This is a genomic window from Xaviernesmea rhizosphaerae (assembly GCF_001938945.1).
GTDB classification, from domain to species: Bacteria; Pseudomonadota; Alphaproteobacteria; order Rhizobiales; family Rhizobiaceae; genus Xaviernesmea; species Xaviernesmea rhizosphaerae.
Genome location: NZ_MKIO01000037.1, coordinates 60,886 through 79,992, shown reverse-complemented (window position 1 = coordinate 79,992; position 19,107 = coordinate 60,886). Strand labels below are relative to the sequence as shown.

Here is a 19,107-nt window from a genome sequence, read left to right as displayed (position 1 = left end):
CATGCTTTAATAGTGGCCGCCTACGCGTCGTCGAGCGGCTGACGCGACGGATTTCCAACCGATTTTCAACTCCTTTGGAGGACAGATCCTATGGCCTTGATTACCCTGCGGCAATTGCTCGATCACGCGGCGACGGAAAACTACGCCCTTCCTGCATTCAATGTAAACAATCTCGAATATGTTCAGGCGGTGATGCGCGCCGCCGACGCGACCGATTCGCCCGTCATCCTCCAGGCCAGCCGCGGCGCGCGCGCCTATGCCGGCGACGGTTTCCTGCGCCATCTCATCCTCGGTGCGGCGGAAGAATATCCGCATATCCCGGTCTGCCTGCATCTCGACCATGGCGACCAGCCCTCGACCTGCATCTCGGCGATCACCAACGGCTTCACCTCGGTGATGATGGACGGCTCGCTGCTCGCCGACGGCAAGACCGTCTCCACCTATGAGTACAATGTCGATGTGACGGCCGAAGTCGTGAAGATCGCCCATGCCGCCGGCGTTTCCGTCGAAGGCGAACTGGGATGTCTCGGCAATCTCGAGACCGGCGCTGGCGACAAGGAAGACGGCCACGGCTTCGAAGGCAAGCTCACGCGCGAGGAACTGCTGACCGATCCGGAGCAGGCCTTCGACTTCGTCACCAAGACCGGCGTCGACGCGCTGGCGGTTGCCATCGGCACCAGCCATGGCGCCTACAAGTTCACCCGCGCTCCCGACGGCGACATCCTGTCGATCGACACGATCGCCAAGATCAATGCCAAGCTGCCGAACACCCACCTGGTCATGCACGGCTCCTCGTCCGTTCCGCAGGACCTGCAGGATCTGTTCACCACCTATGGCGGCGATATGAAGCAGACCTGGGGCGTTCCGGTTTCGGAAATCCAGAAGGCCATCCCGCTCGGCGTTCGCAAGGTCAACATCGACACCGACCTGCGTCTGGCCATGACCGGCACGATCCGCAAGAGCTTCAAGGAAAAGCCGGACAATTTCGATCCGCGCAACTATCTGAAGCCGGCCGTCGCGCTGATGACCGAGGTCTGCAAGGAGCGCTTCATCGCGTTCGGCACCGCCGGCAATGCCTCCAAGATCCGCGCCAAGCGTCTGGCCGAAATGGCCAAGGCCTACGCCGCCTGAGGCCTTTCCCAAGGCCAGCGCCGGGGCCGTCATGGCCCCTGGCGCGGCCGTCAGGACCGGATCCGGCGTTTCTTTGCCGGATTCTCCCTCGCTTTTCGCAGGATGGTGGCGCGCAGCCATAAGGCCGGCCAAGACCCTTGCGCGCCGGCCTTTGTGCATGTCATGGCTTTGCCGCAACCCCGCGGCCGGGTTTTGGCTTGGTCGCGCATTCCGGCCCCTGCTGCGAGACGCCCATGCGCTATGCCCTCTATTTCACGCCTCCCGCCGATGATCCGCTGACGCTCGCCGCCGCGCGCTGGCTGGGGCGCGATGCCTTTTCCGGCGCAGTCCTGGAGCAGCCTGCGGTGCCGGGTCTCGACCGCGAGCGCTTTTTCGATCTGACGGCCGATCCCCGCCGCTACGGCTTTCACGCCACCCTGAAGGCGCCCTTCGCGCTGAAGGACGATGCAAGCGAGACCGCGCTCCTCGACGCCTTCGAGCGCTTTGCCGGGACGCAGCCGGCTTTTGACATTCCCGAACTGGCGCTGACGCGGATCGGCAGTTTCCTCGCGCTGGTCTCCGCTGAACCCTGCGCGCCGCTGCAGGATCTCGGCGCGGCCGCCGTGCGCCACTTCGAGCCGTTTCGTGCAGCCTTGAGCGAGGCCGATATCGCCAGACGCAAGCCGGAAACGCTGAGCGAACGCCAGCGCCTTGCCCTGATGGACTGGGGCTATCCTTATGTCTTCGAGGATTTCCGCTTTCACATGACGCTGTCGGGCCGCGTGCCGGAAGCGGAACAGCCGGCGCTGCAGGCCGCCGCCGAGGAATGCTTTGCCGGATTCATAGGCAGGCCGCTTACGGTCAAGACAGTCGGCCTGTTTGTGGAGCCCGCGCCCGGTGCGCCCTTTACCGCGCGTGCGCTGCTGCCGCTTGCCGGCCTCGGCTGATCGGCCGTCGGTCTAGAGCATCGGACCGAAAAGTGGGAACCGGCTTTCGGAAAATCCGATGCAAAAACAAAAGTTTAGAGAATCGGACTGCGTATGATTTTCAGTCTGATGCTCTAAGGTCACAAGGCGCTGTCGAGAAAATACCATTGATCGAGATGCGCCCGGATCACCGGCTCGATCTCGGCATTCAGCCGGATGACATCGGCGGTCAGCTGGTCCATGTCGGCCGCGCCCGGATCGAGCGTGAGCGCTGGCCGGATCGTTAGGGCGAAGCGGGTAGGGTCCTTTTCGTCGCGCACGGTCCAGACCGGACAGATCGCGGCACCCGTCAGCCGTGCCAGCCGCGCGACCAGAGCGAGATTGCCGTCGAGATGGGCCGGTCGGCCGAGGAAGGGGCCGCGGATCTTTCCATGCAAGCCCTCGTCGCAGAAGATGATCACCTGGCCGCCCGCCTGCAGCCGCTTCAGCGCCGGGCGCACGGCGCTCATGCCCGGCGGCAGCAGGTCGATGCCCGCCTGGCGCCGAGTGCGGCGGGCGATCCAGTGGCGCGCGCGGGAACGTGGTGGCGCATAATTCAGGGCGGGGTGAAGGTCGAAGCCGACGAGGGCCGGCCAGATCAGCTCCCAATTGCCCAGATGCAGGCCCATGAAGATCACGGGCCCCAGGCCTGCCGCGGCCTGCGCATGTTCGCCGCCCTCGATGCGCAGGCGCTCGGGGTCGCGGGCGATGCGGTGGACCACGGAAAATTCCGTCATCAGCCGACCCTGGTTCTCCCAGTTGCGCCGCATCAGCGCGGCGCGCATTTCCGCCTTTGCCTCCGGCAGCAGCCTTTCGAGATTGGCAGTCAGCCGCGCCACCGCCGTCTTGTGAAAGCGCGGCAGGGAGAAGCGGCCGAGACGCGCGCCAAGGCCGGAGCAGCCAGCGACGGGCAAAGCGCGCATGGCGTAGAACAGGAGAATGTCGAAGCCGTCCTGCAGGCTGTCGGCGATCCAGACGCGCCGCGCCGCGCGCCTTTTGCCGGCCTCGCCGGACCAGAGATCGGCTAGGGGAACGGCATCCGGCGGGCGCCAGATCCAGGCGCGCTTGCGGATCTCTCTCTTCGGCTGTCGTTCTCTCTTCGGCTCTGTGGCCATATCCGCCTCAGCGCCGGTGCAGCGTAACAGGAATGCCGCCGCGTGGGCGCAGTGTCAGCCGGCATTGCGGCTCCACCTTATGCTCCTCGGGCACGCGCAGGCGAAAACGCTGGGTGAGGATGGCCAGGCACAGCACCGCCTCGTTCAGGCCGAACTGCAGGCCGGGGCAGACGCGCGGTCCACTGGCGAAGGGAATATAGGAATAGGGGATCGGCTTCTGGCCGGGCAGGAACCGCTCGGGCTTGAACAGATGCGCCTCGGGAAAGAAGGCTTCCGTGCGGTGGAGCAGCCAGGGCACGATCAGGATCAGCGAAGCCGGCTTGACGTCAATCTCGCCGATCCGGTCGGCCTCCTTGGCCTGCCGCGCGAGGATCGGCACGGGCGGATAGAGCCGCAGCGTCTCTTCGATCACCGCCTTGCACCAGACGAGATCGTCGAGATCCTCGAAGCGGGGTGGGCGGTCGCCGCAGACCCGCTCAATTTCTTCATGCAGCCGCGCCTCCACCCAGGGCGCGCGGGAAAGCAGATACCAGGCCCAGGTGAGCGTTGCCGCCGTTGTCTCATGGCCGGCCATGAAGATGGTTGCCGCCTCGTTGCGCAGCGCCACCACGTCGAGCTTGAGTTCGGGCGAGCGCTGCTGGCGTCGCACCAGGAGCTCGATCATCGAATCATGATCGCCGCGCCCGGCCAGATGATCCTCCACCACCTTGTCGATGATCGTGTGGATGCGCTTGACCGAGCGGCGCAGCTTCGGCGTGCGCAGCACCGGCAGGCCCTCGTCGAAGCCGAGGAAATAGCCGATATTGATGCTGTCGATCAGCGACTGGTAGCTTTCGAACCCCTCGCTCACCGCATTGGCCGCATCCTCGCCCAGATCGCGGCCGAAGACGCTGCGGGCGATGATCTCCGCCGTCAGCCCCGCCATCTCGAAGAGCACGTTGACCGAGGCGCCATCGGCTAAGCTCTCCCAGCGGCGCACCAGTTCGCCCGTCGTCTGCTCCATGATCCTGCCGAAGAAGGGCAGGCGGTTCTTGTGAACGATGTCGTTGACGAGGGGACGGCGCTGCTTCCAGGTCTCGCCATCGGAAATGAACAGGCCATCTCCGAGCAGGAATTCCAGCGCGCGGCGCATCTGCGGCGTCTTGCGCTCGAAGTTCTCATGGCGCTTGGCCACGACAGTGCGGATCGCCTCGGGCGAATTGACGACCACCAGCTGGCGGCCGAACAGCGTCATGGAGGAGACCTTGTCGCGGTAATCGCTCTCGCGCCAGATCGACAGGAAATCATGGCGCGCCTGCAGCATAAGCTTCAGCGGCCGGCCCGGGCGGCCGCGATAATAGTCGGAATGTGCCGGCTCGAAGCGCTGGGCGTCGCGCCGCTCCACGATGTCGGTCGATGGCTTCAGCCCGGCCAGCATGGCCTCTCCTCGCACGGGTGTCGCCCGTCCCCGGGCTTCGTCATCCTGTCCGGATAACAGCAAATGCCGGCAAGGCCAATGGCGGGGACCTCTCAAAGACCATCCAGGCGGATTTGCCGGCCGCCGATGAAGATCCGCAGGATCATGATTCGATCTGTCATGACCACGAAGGCAATCGAAGCACGCCGCCGATACCCGACGATCCGCAGACCCGGGCGAATGTCGTCATAGGCCTGCCCGCGCTCGGGAAACAGGGAAGACTCCCGGCAATGATTGATCAACCTGTCCACCGTACGGCGCGCGATCGCTTCGCCTGCAAGGGGAACGAGATAGTCAAGAAAGTCCGAAAGATCGGTAATGGCTTCGGGGCTGAAGAGGACAGGCCGGTTCATTGCCGGCTTTTGGAGAGGATGGTTCCGATGTGAGCGTGAAGACGGTCGCGAACCGCATCAAGGCCGACAGCGCGGCCAGGATCGGCCATGGCAGCATCGTAAGCCGGCGCGACCTCGTCGCGAAGCCAGGCTTCCATTGCATCGTCGCGTTCATCAAGCGCCGACAGGCTTTCCCGGAGCACGGACTCTTCCGTGTCATAGCGCCCCGAGCGCAATTTCGCCTCGACCCGCTCGGCGAGGTCAGGGGGAAGGGCGATCAGCTTCGGCGCGATTTCGGCCATGACAGGCATCCCAGGTTCGAAGGCTGTGTCATAGCATGAATGGCCGCCCGCGCGAAGTACGCGGGCGGCCTGTTGCGGATCATTCGATATCGAAGGACACGCCCTGTGCCAGAGGCAGGGCCTTCGAATAGTTGATGGTGTTGGTGGCGCGGCGCATATAGGCCTTCCAGGAATCCGAGCCGGATTCGCGGCCGCCGCCGGTTTCCTTCTCGCCGCCGAAGGCCCCGCCGATCTCGGCGCCCGAAGTGCCGATATTGACGTTGGCAATGCCGCAATCCGAGCCGTCCGCCGCCAGGAAGCGCTCGGCCTCCTGCATGTTCAGCGTGAAGATCGAGGAGGAGAGGCCGGCAGCCACCGCATTGTGATCGGCGAGCGCTGCGTCGAAATCGCTGTATTTCATCACATAGAGGATCGGCGCGAAGGTCTCTTCCAGCACAGGGCCGGTCTGGGCGGGCATTTCGACCAGCGCGGGGCGGACATAATAGGCATCCGGTGCGCCGGTATCGACGCGGGTGCCGCCGACAACGCTGCCGCTGCCGCCGCTGGTGCCGGATTTTGCCTCTTCAAGCGCCTTCTGCATGGCGTCGTAAGCCTGTTTGTCGATCAGCGGGCCGACGAGGGCCGACGAGGTCAGCGGATTGCCGACCGACACGCTCTCATAGGCCTTCTTCAGCCGCGGCACGAGCTGGTCGTAGACGCTTTCATGCACGAAGAGGCGGCGCAGCGTGGTGCAGCGCTGGCCGGCCGTGCCCATGGCGCCGAAGGCGATGGCGCGCAGCGCCATGTCGAGATCGGCCGAGGGGCAGACGATGCCGCCATTGTTGCCGCCGAGTTCGAGAACGGCACGGGCGAAGCGCTTGGCGAGACGAGGACCGACCTCGCGGCCCATGCGGGTGGAGCCGGTGGCCGAGACAAGCGGCACCTTGGGATGATCGACCAGCACCTCGCCGATCTCGCGCCCGCCGATCAGCACCTGGGACAGGCCTTCCGGCGCATCCTTGCCGAAGCGGGCGATGGCGCGCGCGAGGATCGCCTGGCAGGCGAGCGCGGTCAGCGGGGTCTTTTCCGACGGCTTCCAGACGACGCTGTCGCCGCAGACCAAGGCCAGCGCCGCATTCCACGACCAGACGGCGACGGGGAAGTTGAAGGCGGAGATGATGCCGACGACACCGAGCGGGTGCCAGCTTTCCATCATCCGGTGGCCGGGGCGCTCGGTGGCGATCGTCAGGCCGTAAAGCTGGCGGGAGAGACCGACGGCGAAATCGCAGATGTCGATCATCTCCTGCACTTCGCCCAGGCCTTCCGACGGGATCTTGCCGGCTTCGATTGAGACCAGCCGGCCGAGATCGGCCTTATGGGCGCGCAGCTCTTCGCCGAGCAGGCGCACCAGCTCGCCACGACGCGGGGCCGGCACCTGGCGCCAGGCGCGGAAGGCGGCGTCGGCCGCATCGATCTTGGCCTTGGCCTCCTCGGCGCTGTCGGTCGGCAGCTGGGCGATCACTTCGCCGGTGACAGGCGTGCGCGAGGCCATGTCGCCGCGGGTAAAGGCCGCGGCATCGACGCCGAGGGCGGCAAGAAGGGCGACGGTTTCGCTTTTAAGGTCGAGCGGATTGGTCGCGATGTTCATCGGGATCTCCTTGAAGAGGTGGCCGGCTCGAAGGCGGTGCCGGCCTGAAGAGGATGGATGCCGCCGGGCCAGATCGCGTCTGTCGGCGGAGGGTTCATGGGGCGCATGCTGCGGCTTTTTCAAAGGACAAGGCAACGCGGTTAAGCCCCCTCACCCTGCCCTCTTCCCGGTGGGGAGAGGAGAACAGTGCCTCAAGCGCCTTTCCCACTGCGTATCGAGCGGCAGGCAGATGAGGGGGCGACCGCCCGCCTTTATCGTCTTGTCACTGCGCCGCTCATTCCGCCGCGCGGGCACCGGCAAGCGCGGCGAGGCAGGCATCGATCGAAGCCTGTTCGATCGCGGCATAATGGTCGAACTCGTTGAGCACGGATGCGCCGAGATCGCGCTCGAACATCACCTGGTTTGGGCTCGCGACGAAGTCCTGGGCGGCATCGTCGCCGAGATTGGACTGGAAGATCCCGGCGGCGCTCACCGGCAGGAAGTCTTCGTAGACGATCGGATCGGCAACGATGTGGCCGCTGGCAATGAGGCTTTCGAGTTCGCCCGTCACAGGAACACCGGCGCGGCCTTTCGGCGTCAGGCGATAGGCGAAGTAGCCGAGCCCGGCCTTGCGGATTGCTTCCCAATCATCGGGGAAATCGGTGAAGGCCTGCTTGAGCGCCGCTTCGTATTCGCCGGCATTGGAGCCGTCCGCGGCCGGGCGGACGATGGCGCGGGAGCGATCGAGCAGCTGGTCGTAGAGCGCCCGGCCCTTGGGCGTCAGCGCCAGGCCTCGCTGCTCGATCTCGCCGAAGCGGGCGGTGTGCGAACCGGGCACCCAGCGTCCGTCCTCCGCCTCGAAGGAGACCGGCTCCTCCAGCGCCTTGAACGAGGTCTGGCGCAGCAGGATCGGACAGGCGCGGGTCGGCGGACCTTCCACCACGGCCTTGGGCGCGATGCCGCGCTCGGGCATCAAGGCCTGCACGCGGTCGATGTCGAGCGTGCGCGGCGTCAGGTGGTTGATGTGTGGCCCCTTGAAGGAGACGACGTCGGCGATCAGGCGATGGGCGCCGTGCAGGCGCTTGTACAGCGCGGGGCTGACGATGGCGCGGTCATGCCAGCGGAAGGTTTCCAGCGCTTCGGTGACGAAGCGGTCCGCTTCGGCCTCGGTCAGGCCGCCTTCGCGCTCGGCGGTCTCGATCAGCGAGAGCACGCCGGGCGTGAAGATCTGGCGCTTGGACAGCACCGCCTCGGCCTCGGCGCGCAGGGCCGGATCGGCGATCAGGTCGAGGCGCAGGAGCGAGGTGAAAACGCGGAAGGGATTGCGCTTCAGCGCGGCATCGCCCACCGGGCGGAAAGCGGTGGAATGCACCGGCACGCCTGCGGTCGACAGGTCGTAATAGCCCACCGGCATCATGCCCATCACGGCAAACAGCCGGCGCATGGTGGCCAGCTCCTGCGGCGTGCCCAGGCGGATGGCGCCGTGGCGCTCCTCGGAAATGCGCTCCAGCGTGTCGGTCTCGGAAAGCTGGGCGGCAAGCTCCGGCCGGGCGGCAAGCGTCTCCGCGTTCACATCAGCCACCAGCGTCATCAGCGTGCCATAGGCCGGCACTTCCGTCTTGTACATGGCGGACATGGCGCGCGAGAAGGCGCTGCGGATAAAGTCGCTGCTGACGAGATCCTTCGTGGTCGAAACGGCATGTGTCATGATGTTCCCTCCCTCGGGCGTCTTGTGGTGTTGATCGGCGGGCATTGCCGATCTTGTGACGGCCGCCATGTCCCGTTCGCCGGGCCTGTCCCGGTCTTTCTCGCCGATGACCGATTTCGGTCCGGCGTAATTGGCGCTAAAGAGGGCTTGGCGAGCCGGTCATTCTGAAAACGTATCATATCCTCGGAAAGACCGCACCGCTTGCAATGGATCCGACTATCGTCATGCGAGGATGGAATGAAGTTGAGCCGGCGCCTGGTTCCCGACATCGCCACGCTGCAGGCCTTCGAATGCGCGGCGCGCCATGGCAGCTTCACCCAGGCCGCGGCCGAGCTCAGCCTGACGCAGAGCGCGGTCAGCCGCCAGATCAAGGATCTGGAAAACCAGATCGGCACGCTGCTGTTCCAGCGGGTGCGCCAGCGCGTGGTGCTGTCGGAGGGCGGGGCCAAGCTTTTGCCGGAGGTCCGCCGGCTTCTCAACCAGTCGGAAGCGCTGATGCTCAAGGCCATGGGCTCGGCCCAGGCCGAAGGGGCGCTGGCGCTCGCCACGCTGCCGACCTTCGGCAGCCGCTGGCTGACGCCGCGCCTGCCGGATTTTCTCGCCCGCCATCCCGGCGTCACGCTCAGCGTCGCCTCGCGCTCCCAGCCTTTCGATTTCGCCGAGGAGAGCTTCGATCTCGCCATTCATTATGGCCAGCCGGTCTGGGCCCATGCCCATTGCATCTATCTGTGCAGCGAGATCATCCTGCCGGTGGCTGCGCCCTCGCGCTTTTCTCTCGGGCGGCCGCAGGCTCCCGCCGATCTTGCGCGCGGGCCGCTGCTCCAGCTCGCCACCCGGCCGAAGCTCTGGGCCGAATGGCTCGAGGGGAACGGCGCGGAGACCGGCGGCGCCTATCGCGGCAACCGCTTCGACCAGTTCTCCATGGTGATCGAGGCGGCCGTGGCCGGTCTCGGCTTTGCCCTGGTTCCGCGCTACCTGATCGAGCAGGAACTGGCGAGCGGCGCGCTGGAGGTGGTCTTCGAGCGGCCGATGCGCACGGAAAACGACTATTATCTCGTCGTGCCCGAGGGGAAGACCGGCAACGGACCGGCCCAGGCCTTCTGCGCCTGGATCGCCACACAGATCAGTCCGGCCAGCGGCGCGGCGTAGCCATGAGGATCGGCCGTATCATCGAGCCCGCCGCCGCGTCCCCCCCCCCCGAAATGTCCCGATTGAAATGCGCCTGTGAATTCCGCAGCTTGCCATAAAGGCGCCGCGAGCGGGTGGCATCCAGCTCACGCAACCGTGAAGCTAGGGGCAGGACGCTAGGGGAGGGGCCATGATGATCCGCCTGCGCTCGAGAGGAGATGAAAATTGGCTCCAAACCCCCTGGAAGAGCGCTTTAGAATGTTGAATTCACTATGTAATTTTATGGAGACGCACCTTCCGGTTTCCGGGATTATGCAGTAGAACAACATCGATCTTCGCTTGAATACGAATTCCTCGCCCCTATCTGCGCCGCTAGTCAGCCATTCGCGCCGACAGTGCAGACGGGATGCCGAAGCCCGCAAGGCCGAAGACGGGCCGAGCGGGTGGGCGGGGCGCCGGCGCATCCCGCGCTGGTTGCCTGGCCCAGGCCTTTCGTCGCGTCGGACCCTCTGTCCTGCGGCCCTTCGTGGCCGCAGCCGGAGGCCGGCGCAGGCAGGGCATGACCCCGTGGTGTGATTTACCCTGACAGATGGTCCTCATCTGTCAGGGTAAATCGCCCTACCAGACCCATAGCTTGTGGGCTGACTTTTCGAAACAGATGGGCCCCATCTGTTTCGGTCAGACCGCTAGACCCGGCCCTTGCCGGACCCGCCAACCTCTCGTTCGGACGCTAGAACCCGCACCCATGGCCCTTAATACCCCGCAGACTGCCGCGCGAGACGCGCAACCTCTCCCGGTCGATTACAACGATTCCATCCGCTCGACCTATCTGTCGACCGAGGAATTAAGGACGCTGGGCGAAACGCTGGCGCGCAACGGGGCGCCGCCGCTGGCCGGCTTCTTCCCCTTCGAGTTCCGCGCCCGCCACCGCGAGAACGAGAACGAGATCTTCCGCGTCTACAAGATCACCGCGGCCGATGTCGAAGCCGGCGCGTCGATCACGCCGGCGGCGGAATGGCTGCTCGACAACCACTATATCGTTGAGGAGGCGATCCAGGAGGTGCGGCGCGACTTCCCCCGCCGCTTCTATCGCGAGCTGCCGACGGTGCCGGTGGCCGGCACGACCATCCCGCGCATCATGGCGCTGGGCTGGCTCTATGTCGCCCACACCCATTCCACCGTGACGCAGGACACGCTAACGGCCATGGTGGAGGGCTTCCAGAAGCACAGCGCGCTGAAGATCGGCGAGCTCTGGGCGCTGCCCTCGATCGTCCGCTTCATCCTGATCGAGAACCTGCGCCGCATCGCCATCCGCGTCGAGCGCTCGCGCGCCATGCGCAACAAGGCCAATGACGTGGCCGACCAGATCGAGCGCGCCGGCGACCCGGAAAAGGTCAAGGTGCTGCTTGCCGATTTCGAGGCGCTCGCCGCCGACAATACCTTCGTCGCGCAGCTGCTCTACCGTCTGAGGGACGGGTCGGCCAGCGAAGGCGTGGTCATGACCTGGCTGGAGGACCTGCTCGACAAGCGCAACAGCCATATCGAGGATGCGATCGCCGCCGAGCAGAACCGGCTCGCCTCCGGCAATGCGACGATGAGCAACATCATCCGCTCGCTGCGCAAGATCGACGACACCGACTGGGCCGTCTGGTTCGAAAGCGTCAGCAAGGTGGACGAGGCGCTGCGCGACGGCGCCGATTACACCGCGCTCGATTTCGGCTCGCGCAACAAGTACCGCACCACGATCGAGAAGCTGGCCAAGCGCGCCTCCGCCTCAGAGCTGGAGGTGACGCAGACGGCGCTGAGGATCGTGCGCGAGGAAAAGCTGGCTTACGAGGCCGGCACGCTCAAGCACGAGCCGAATGTCGGCGAACTGCTCGTCGGCAGCCGCAAGAATGTGCTCGAAGAGGCGATCGGCTACGACCCCTCGCCGCTGCAGAAGTGCATCCGCTTCGCCCGCAGCCTGAACTGGCTGGCGATTGCCGGGCCGAACCTGATCTTGACGGTTCTCGCCATGGTGCTTGTCTATGGCTTTGTCAGCCCGATGGACATTCCCGATGGCGCCAAGCTGATCATGCTGCTGCTCTTCGCGCTTCCGGCCTCGGAAGGCGCGATGGGCCTGTTCAACACCGTGGTGACGCTGTTCGTCACGCCGACCCGGCTCTCGGGCTATGAATTCCTGGAGGGCATTCCGCCGGAGGCGCGCACGCTCGTCGTCGTGCCCTGCCTGATCTCCAAGCGCGACCATGTCGACGAGCTGGTGCGCAATCTCGAGGTCCACTATCTCGCCAATCCCAAGGGCGAGATCTCTTTCGCGCTTTTGAGCGACTGGGCCGACAGCCAGGTCGAGCAGACGGCGCATGACCTCGACATTCTCGACCATGCCAAGCAGGAAATCGCCGCGCTTTCCGCGCGCTATGCCCATGACGGGCGCCAGCGCTTCTTCCTGTTGCATCGCCGCCGGCTCTATAATGAGGGCGAAGGCTGCTGGATGGGCTGGGAGCGCAAGCGCGGCAAGCTGCACGAGCTGAACCTGCTCCTGCGCGGCGACCGCGACACCACCTTCCTCGCCGGTGCCGACATCGTTCCTGAAAACGTCCAGTATGTGATGACGCTGGATGCCGATACGCGCCTGATGCGCGATGCGGTGACCAAGCTCGTCGGCAAGCTCTACCATCCGATCAACCGCCCAGTTATCGATCCGAAGACCGGCGCGATCACCTCGGGCTATTCGATCCTGCAGCCGCGCGTCACCCCTTCGCTGACGACGGGCAGCGAGGCCTCGGCCTTCCAGCGCATCTTCTCGGCCAATCGCGGCATCGACCCCTACGTCTTCACCGTCTCCGACGTTTATCAGGACATTGCCGGCGAAGGCACCTTCACGGGCAAGGGCCTCTACCATGTCGACGCCTTCGAATCGGCGATCCGCGGCAAGATCGACGAGAACGCGGTGCTCAGCCACGACCTTCTCGAAGGCTCGCTGGCGCGTTGCGCCCTGGTGAGCGATGTCGAGCTGGTTGAGGATTTCCCGATCCGCTACGAAGTCGAAATGTCGCGCCAGCATCGCTGGACGCGCGGCGACTGGCAGCTGCTGCCCTATATCGTCGATCCCTCCAACGGCCTGTCCATGCTCGGCCGCTGGAAGATGTATGACAACCTGCGCCGCTCGCTGATCCCGATCGCCTGGGTCATCGCCTCGGTCATGGGCTGGTACTATATGGAGCCGACGGACGCGCTGATCTGGCAGATCGTGCTGATCTTCTCGCTCTTCGTGGCGCCGACGCTTTCGCTCTTCAACAGCATCCTGCCACGGCGCAACGACATCGTCGCCCGCGCCCATCTCCATGCTGTGCTCTCGGAAGTGCGCGCGGCCAATGCCCAGGTCGCGCTGCGCATCGTCTTCATCGCCCATGGCGCGGCGATGATGGCGGATGCGATCGTGCGCGCGATCTACCGCACCTTCGTCAGCCGCAAGCTGATGCTAGAATGGCGCACGGCCGCCCAGGTGCAGAGTTCGTCCAGCGGCTCGGTCGCCGACTATTACCGCAGCATGTGGACCGCGCCCGTCATCGCCGCCGTCTCCGTGCTGATCGCCGCCGTGTCGGATACCGGCCTGCCCTATATCGGCCTGCCCTTCGTGGCGATCTGGGCGCTGTCGCCCGCGATTGCCTGGCTCGTCAGCCAGTCGGCCGAGACCGAGGACCAGCTTGTCGTCTCGGAAGAGAGCAAGGCCGAGCTGCGCCTGATCGCCCGGCGCACCTGGCGCTATTACGACGAGTTCGTCACCGAAAAGCAGTCCTTCCTGCCGCCGGACAATTTCCAGGAAATTCCGCATCCGATTCTCGCAGAGCGCACCTCGCCCACCAATATCGGCGTCTATCTGCTCTCGGTCATGTCGGCGCGCGATTTCGGCTGGATCGGTTTTGAGGAGACGGTGCGCCGTCTGGAAGAGACCATCGGCACGCTCGACGCCATGCCGAAATTCCGCGGTCACCTGTTCAACTGGTACACCACCAATCCGCTGGCGCCAATGGAGCCGCGCTATATCTCGGCGGTCGACAGCGGCAACCTCGCCGGCCACCTGATCGCCGTCTCCTCCATGTGCCGCGACTGGGCGGAAGCCCCGTCCGCTCATGTGCAGGGCAATCTCGACGGCATCGGCGACGTTGCCGGCATCCTTCTGGAAACCCTGGCCGATCTGCCGGATGACCGGCGCACCGTGCGCCCGCTGCGCCGCCATCTGGAGGAACGGATCTCCGGCTTCCAGAACGCGCTCGACGCCGTCAAGCGCGAGCGGGAATTCGCCTCGATCCGCGTGATCAACCTGGCCGTTCTCGCCCGCGACATCGAGAAGCTGGCGCTCAATCTCAATCATGAGATCAAGAGCGAGAAGAGCGGCGAGATCAATCGCTGGGCCAATCTCCTGGTGAAGACCTGCGAGGCCCATATTGCTGACGGCGTCTTCGACCTTTCGGCGATCGAGACCCTGCGCGAACGGCTGGTGGTGCTGCGCGACCGCGCCCGCGACCTCGCCTTCTCCATGGACTTCAGCTTCCTGTTCCGCCCGGAACGCCGGCTCTTGTCGATCGGCTATCGCGTGGCGACCGGCGAGCTCGACGAAGCCTGCTACGATCTGCTCGCCTCCGAAGCGCGCCTGACCTCGCTCTTCGCCATTGCCAAGGGCGACCTGCCGACCGAGCACTGGTACAAGCTCGGCCGTCCTGTCGTGCCGATCGGCTCGCGCGGCGCGCTGGTCTCCTGGTCCGGCTCGATGTTCGAATATCTGATGCCGCCGCTGGTCATGCAGGAGCGCTATGGTGGCATTCTCAACCAGACCAACAATCTGGTGGTTCGCGAGCAGATGAACCATGGCCGCCGTCTCGGCACGCCCTGGGGCATTTCGGAAGCGGCTTTCAACGCCCGCGACCATGAGCTGACCTATCAGTACACCAATTTCGGTGTGCCGACGCTGGGCCTCAAGCGCGGTCTTGGCCAGAACGCCGTCATCGCGCCCTACGCCTCGATCCTCGCCTCGATGTATGATCCGAAGGCGGCGCTCGCCAACCTCAAGCGCCTGCGCGCCGTTGGCGCGCTGGGTCCGTATGGCTATTATGACGCAGTGGACTACACGCCGACCCGCGTGCCGGAGGGCAAGACCTGCGCCGTGGTGCGCAACTACTATGCCCACCATCATGGCATGTCGATCGCAGCCGTCGCGAACGTGGTGTTCAATGGCCGCCTGCGCGAGTGGTTCCACGCCGATCCGGTGATCGAAGCGGCCGAACTCCTGCTGCAGGAAAAGGCGCCGCGCGACATCCCGATCATGAACGCCAAGCGCGAACCGGAATCGCTCGGCAAGGGCCAGGCCGACCTGTTGCGGCCCGAGGTTCGCAGCATCGTCAATCCGCTGGTCAAGGATCGCGAGACCGTTTTCCTGTCGAACGGCCATTACTCCGTCATGCTGACGGCGACGGGCGCGGGCTATTCGCGCTGGAACGGCCAGACGGTTGTGCGCTGGAAGCCTGATCCGGTCGAGGACCGCACCGGCACCTTCCTGTTCCTGCGCGACACGGCGACCGGCCAGTGGTGGTCGGCCACCGCCGAGCCGCGCCGCGCCGAGGGCGAGAAGGCCTCGACCAAGTTCGGCGACGACAAGGCGGAGTTCATCAAGGTCGTCGGCGATCTGACGAGCGAGGTCGAATGCATCGTCGCGACCGAGCACGATGCCGAAGGACGCCGCCTGACGCTGGTCAACACCGGCACCGAGGATCGCTTCATCGAGGTGACCTCCTATGCCGAGCCGGTGCTGACCACGGATGACACCGACAGCGCCCATCCGCTGTTCTCCAAGATGTTCTTGAAGACGGAGATCGATCCGAAGGGCGACGTCATCCGCGTGGTGCGCAACAAGCGCGCGGCCAACGAGCCGGACATGATGGTGGCGCATCTGATCACCGACAGCGCCGGCGCCTCGCGCCAGACCGAGGCCGAGACCGACCGTCGCCGCTTCATCGGCCCCGGCCGCACGCTCGCCGAGGCCCGCGCCTTCGATGGCGATGTCAAACTGTCCGGTACGGATGGCTTCACGCTCGATCCCGTCATGGCCCTGCGCCGCACCGTGCGCGTGCCGGCCGGCAAGAAGGTCAAGGTGATCCTGTGGACCATCGCCGCACCGAGCCGCTCCGAGCTCGATGCCGCCGTGGAACGCTATCGCCATGCCGCGAGCTTCGACCAGGAGCTGATCCAGGCTTGGACGCGCGCCCAGGTGCAGATGCGCCATGTCGGCATCACCTCGCAGGAGGCGGCAAGCTTCCAGATGCTGGCGCGCTATCTCGTCTATCCGGATATGCATCTGCGGGCGGACGCCGCTTTCGTCGAAAGCGGTCTGGGGCCGCAGTCGGCGCTGTGGCCGCTGGCAATTTCGGGCGACTTCCCGATCGTGCTGGTGCGCATCAATGATGATATCGACCTCAACATCGCCCGCGAGGCGCTGCGTGGCCAGGAATTCCTGCGCACGCGCGGCGTGATCGTCGACGTCGTCATCCTCAACGAGCGCGCCTCGTCCTATGTGCAGGACACGCAGCATGCACTCGACGGCATGTGCGAGGCGATGCGCATGCGCGCCATCGGCGATGGCGGGCGTCAGCACATCTTCGCGGTGCGCCGCGACACGATGGAGCCGGCGACCTATTCGGCGCTGCTGGCGGCGGCCCGCGCGGTCTTCCATGCCCGCAACGGCAAGATCTCCGACCAGATCACCCGAGCCGAGGCACTCTATGCCAAGCCGGTGGTGGCCAAGGAGGATGCTCCCCTTCCGCTCGCGGCGCTGCCCCCGGTCGATCTCTCGCGCAAGCCGGCTTCCGTCTCGGGCGAAGACCTCGACTACTGGAACGGCTATGGCGGCTTTACCCGCGATGGCGCGGAGTATGTGACGCGGCTGACGGGTGGCGAAACCACGCCGCATCCGTGGATCAACGTCATCTCCAACGAGCGCTTCGGCTTCCACGTGTCCGCCGACGGTGCCGCCTTCAGCTGGAGCCGCAATTCGCGCGACTATCAGCTGACCCCCTGGAGCAACGACGTGGTCGGCAACCGGCCGGGCGAGGCGATCTTCCTGCGCGATCTCGATCGCGGTTCGGTGCATGCGCCCTATGCCAGCCTGTCGCGCCGCCAGGATGTGGTGTTTGAAACCCGCCATGGCCTCGGCTATTCGGTCTTCACCAGCCGGCAGGACGAGCTGACGATCGAGGTCACCCAGACCGTCCATGCCAGCCGCCCGGTCAAGGCGGTGCAGCTCGTCGTCGTCAATGACGGCCGCGAGACCCGCCGTCTGCGCGCCTATGCCTATGCCGAATGGGTGCTGGGCAACAACCGCGCCAAGACCGCGCCCTTCATCGTGCCGCATTATGACGATGCGTCCGGGGCGGTCATGGCCGCCAATCCCTACAGCATCGATTACGGCCAGCGCACCGCCTTCCTCGCCTCCAGCGAGACTCCGTCGAGCCACACGGCCAGCCGTCGCGAATTCCTGGGCGGCTTCGGCGCGATCCAGGCGCCGCAGGCGGTGCTCGATGGCGCCAAGCTTTCCGGCGCCACGGCGATCGATGGCGATCCCTGCGCGGCGATCGCCATCGACCTGACGCTGGCACCCGGCGCCCGCCAGGCGCTGACCCTCTATCTCGGCGACGGCGACGACCGTGCCGAGGCGCTCGGCCATCTCGAAGCCGTCAAGGGCGAGGCCTTTGACGATCTCCTGGATCAGGCCAAGCGCTTCTGGGCGGATTTCACCGCGCATGTGCAGGTGGAAACGCCGGATGCGGCCTTCAACAATCTGGTTAACCGCTGGCTGCCCTATCAGAGCCTCGGCTGCCGGATCCTGGCACGCTCCGCCTTCTACCAGGCCAGCGGCGCCTATGGCTTCCGCGACCAGCTGCAGGACACGCTCGCCTTCATCGGCCACCGGCCGGAGCTGGCGCGCGCGCAGATCCTCAATGCCGCCGCGCGGCAGTTCAAGGAAGGCGACGTGCTGCACTGGTGGCTGCCGGGCACGGGTGCCGGCGTGCGCACGCTGATCTCGGACGACGTGGTCTGGCTCGGCTATGCCGTCAACAGCTTCTGCACGGCGACGGGCACGACCGACATTCTCGACGCGCAAATCCCCTTCATTGAAGGTGATCCGCTCGAGCCCGGCCAGCATGACCGCTTCTTCCAGCCGAAGGTCTCGGAAGAGGTCGCAAGCCTCTACGAGCATTGCGCCATCGCGCTCGACCTCGCCATCAAGCGCACGGGCGAGAACGGCCTGCCGCTGATCCTGGGCGGCGACTGGAACGACGGCATGAACCGCGTCGGCATCGAAGGTCGCGGCACCAGCGTCTGGCTCGGCTGGTTCCTGGCCGCGACGCTGCGTCCCTTCATCGCCATTGCAAGGTCGCGTGGCGACGAGGCGCGGGCAAGCCATTGGTCCGCCCATCTCGACAGCCTCAAGGCCTCGCTCGAACAGGCCGGCTGGGACGGCGCCTATTACCGGCGCGGCACCTATGATGACGGCACGCCGCTCGGCACCGCCGACAGCGACGAATGCCGCATCGACTCGATCGCCCAGTCCTGGAGCGTGCTCTCGGGCGAAGGCGATCCGGCCCGCGCGGCTGAGGCCATGGATGCGGTTCTGGCCAATCTGGCCGACGAACAGCACCAGATCATCCGCCTCTTCACCCCGCCGCTTTCGGGCACCGAGCAGGATCCCGGCTATATCAAGGCCTATCCGCCCGGCGTGCGCGAGAATGGCGGCCAGTACACGCATGCGGCCACCTGGGTCGTGCTGGCGCTGGCCCGGCTGAAGCGATCCGAGGATGCCTGGAAGGCCTTCTCCATGCTGAACCCGGTCAACCACGCGCTGGACCGTCCCTCAGCCGATCTCTACCGCGTCGAGCCCTATGTCGTGGCCGCCGATATCTATGGCGACGGCGCGCTGACGGGGCGTGGCGGCTGGACCTGGTATACGGGCTCCGCCGCCTGGCTCTACCGTGCGGCGGTCGAGGGCATCCTTGGCGTCACCCGCCAAGGCGGCAGGCTCGTGGTCGATCCGGCGATCCCCGATCACTGGGAGGGCTTTGCCATCACGCTGATGGTCGAAGGCCGCGCGCGCCGCATCGAGGTGCGTCGCGACGGGCAGGGTGCGTTTGAGGTTACGCTCGACCATGCTGCCATAAAAAACGCGCAGGAAGGCCTTTTGCTGTAGGGCGAATCGAACGGAGGCGCGGGCGGCCCCACCGCCGGCGCCTCCGTTCGCCCTGACTGCACGCTGATCATGAACAGACCCGGATCGTCATCTTCACGCATGTCTTCACGAGGACGTGCGTGAAAAGGCCGTTCTTTTCCTTGAAAA

At 65.6% G+C, this 19,107-nt stretch carries 10 protein-coding genes; 4 read left to right on the top strand and 6 right to left on the bottom strand.

The window, feature by feature from the left end:
* The first annotated feature begins 90 nt into the window (after positions 1 to 90).
* Together fba and BJF92_RS16890 are read left to right on the top strand one after the other, a co-directional pair.
* The gene (gene fba, locus BJF92_RS16895) at positions 91 to 1,131 is read left to right on the top strand and encodes a class II fructose-bisphosphate aldolase (RefSeq protein ID WP_075635922.1); all 1,041 of its coding nucleotides are present in this window, start codon (positions 91 to 93) and stop codon (positions 1,129 to 1,131) included.
* Positions 1,132 to 1,364: 233 nt separating this feature from the next.
* The gene (locus BJF92_RS16890; RefSeq protein ID WP_075635921.1) at positions 1,365 to 2,057 is read left to right on the top strand and encodes a DUF1045 domain-containing protein; all 693 of its coding nucleotides are present in this window, start codon (positions 1,365 to 1,367) and stop codon (positions 2,055 to 2,057) included.
* A 119-nt stretch (positions 2,058 to 2,176) separates the two neighbouring features.
* Here BJF92_RS16890 and BJF92_RS16885 read toward each other — a convergent pair whose 3' ends face one another.
* From BJF92_RS16885 to hglS, 6 genes are all read right to left on the bottom strand, one after another.
* Entirely contained in the window at positions 2,177 to 3,190 is a 1,014-nt protein-coding gene (locus tag BJF92_RS16885; protein ID WP_078058181.1) for a lysophospholipid acyltransferase family protein, read from the bottom strand.
* 7 nt (positions 3,191 to 3,197) lie between these two features.
* A complete protein-coding gene (locus BJF92_RS16880) occupies positions 3,198 to 4,607 on the bottom strand; it encodes a cytochrome P450 (RefSeq protein ID WP_075635920.1) in 1,410 nt (469 codons plus the stop codon).
* A 92-nt stretch (positions 4,608 to 4,699) separates the two neighbouring features.
* The gene (locus tag BJF92_RS16875; RefSeq protein WP_075635919.1) at positions 4,700 to 4,999 is read right to left on the bottom strand and encodes a type II toxin-antitoxin system RelE/ParE family toxin; all 300 of its coding nucleotides are present in this window, start codon (positions 4,997 to 4,999) and stop codon (positions 4,700 to 4,702) included.
* Positions 4,996 to 5,280, bottom strand: a complete 285-nt coding sequence (locus BJF92_RS16870) for a ribbon-helix-helix domain-containing protein (RefSeq protein ID WP_075635918.1) — start codon at positions 5,278 to 5,280, stop codon at positions 4,996 to 4,998. The genes BJF92_RS16875 and BJF92_RS16870 overlap by 4 nt, the downstream gene beginning before the upstream one ends.
* A gap of 79 nt (positions 5,281 to 5,359) precedes the next feature.
* Positions 5,360 to 6,907, bottom strand: a complete 1,548-nt coding sequence (gene amaB, locus BJF92_RS16865) for an L-piperidine-6-carboxylate dehydrogenase (RefSeq protein WP_075635917.1) — start codon at positions 6,905 to 6,907, stop codon at positions 5,360 to 5,362.
* 274 nt (positions 6,908 to 7,181) lie between these two features.
* On the bottom strand, positions 7,182 to 8,594 hold the full coding sequence (gene hglS / locus BJF92_RS16860) for a 2-oxoadipate dioxygenase/decarboxylase HglS (protein ID WP_075636016.1): 1,413 nt from the start codon (positions 8,592 to 8,594) through the stop codon (positions 7,182 to 7,184).
* A 237-nt stretch (positions 8,595 to 8,831) separates the two neighbouring features.
* Between hglS and BJF92_RS16855 the strand changes: the two genes are divergently transcribed.
* Together BJF92_RS16855 and BJF92_RS16850 are read left to right on the top strand one after the other, a co-directional pair.
* Complete coding sequence (locus tag BJF92_RS16855) at positions 8,832 to 9,743, top strand: LysR family transcriptional regulator (protein WP_075635916.1); 912 nt, start codon at positions 8,832 to 8,834, stop codon at positions 9,741 to 9,743.
* Between the two features lie 724 nt (positions 9,744 to 10,467).
* The gene (locus BJF92_RS16850) at positions 10,468 to 18,960 is read left to right on the top strand and encodes a glycoside hydrolase family 94 protein (RefSeq protein ID WP_075635915.1); all 8,493 of its coding nucleotides are present in this window, start codon (positions 10,468 to 10,470) and stop codon (positions 18,958 to 18,960) included.
* The last annotated feature ends 147 nt before the right edge of the window (positions 18,961 to 19,107 follow it).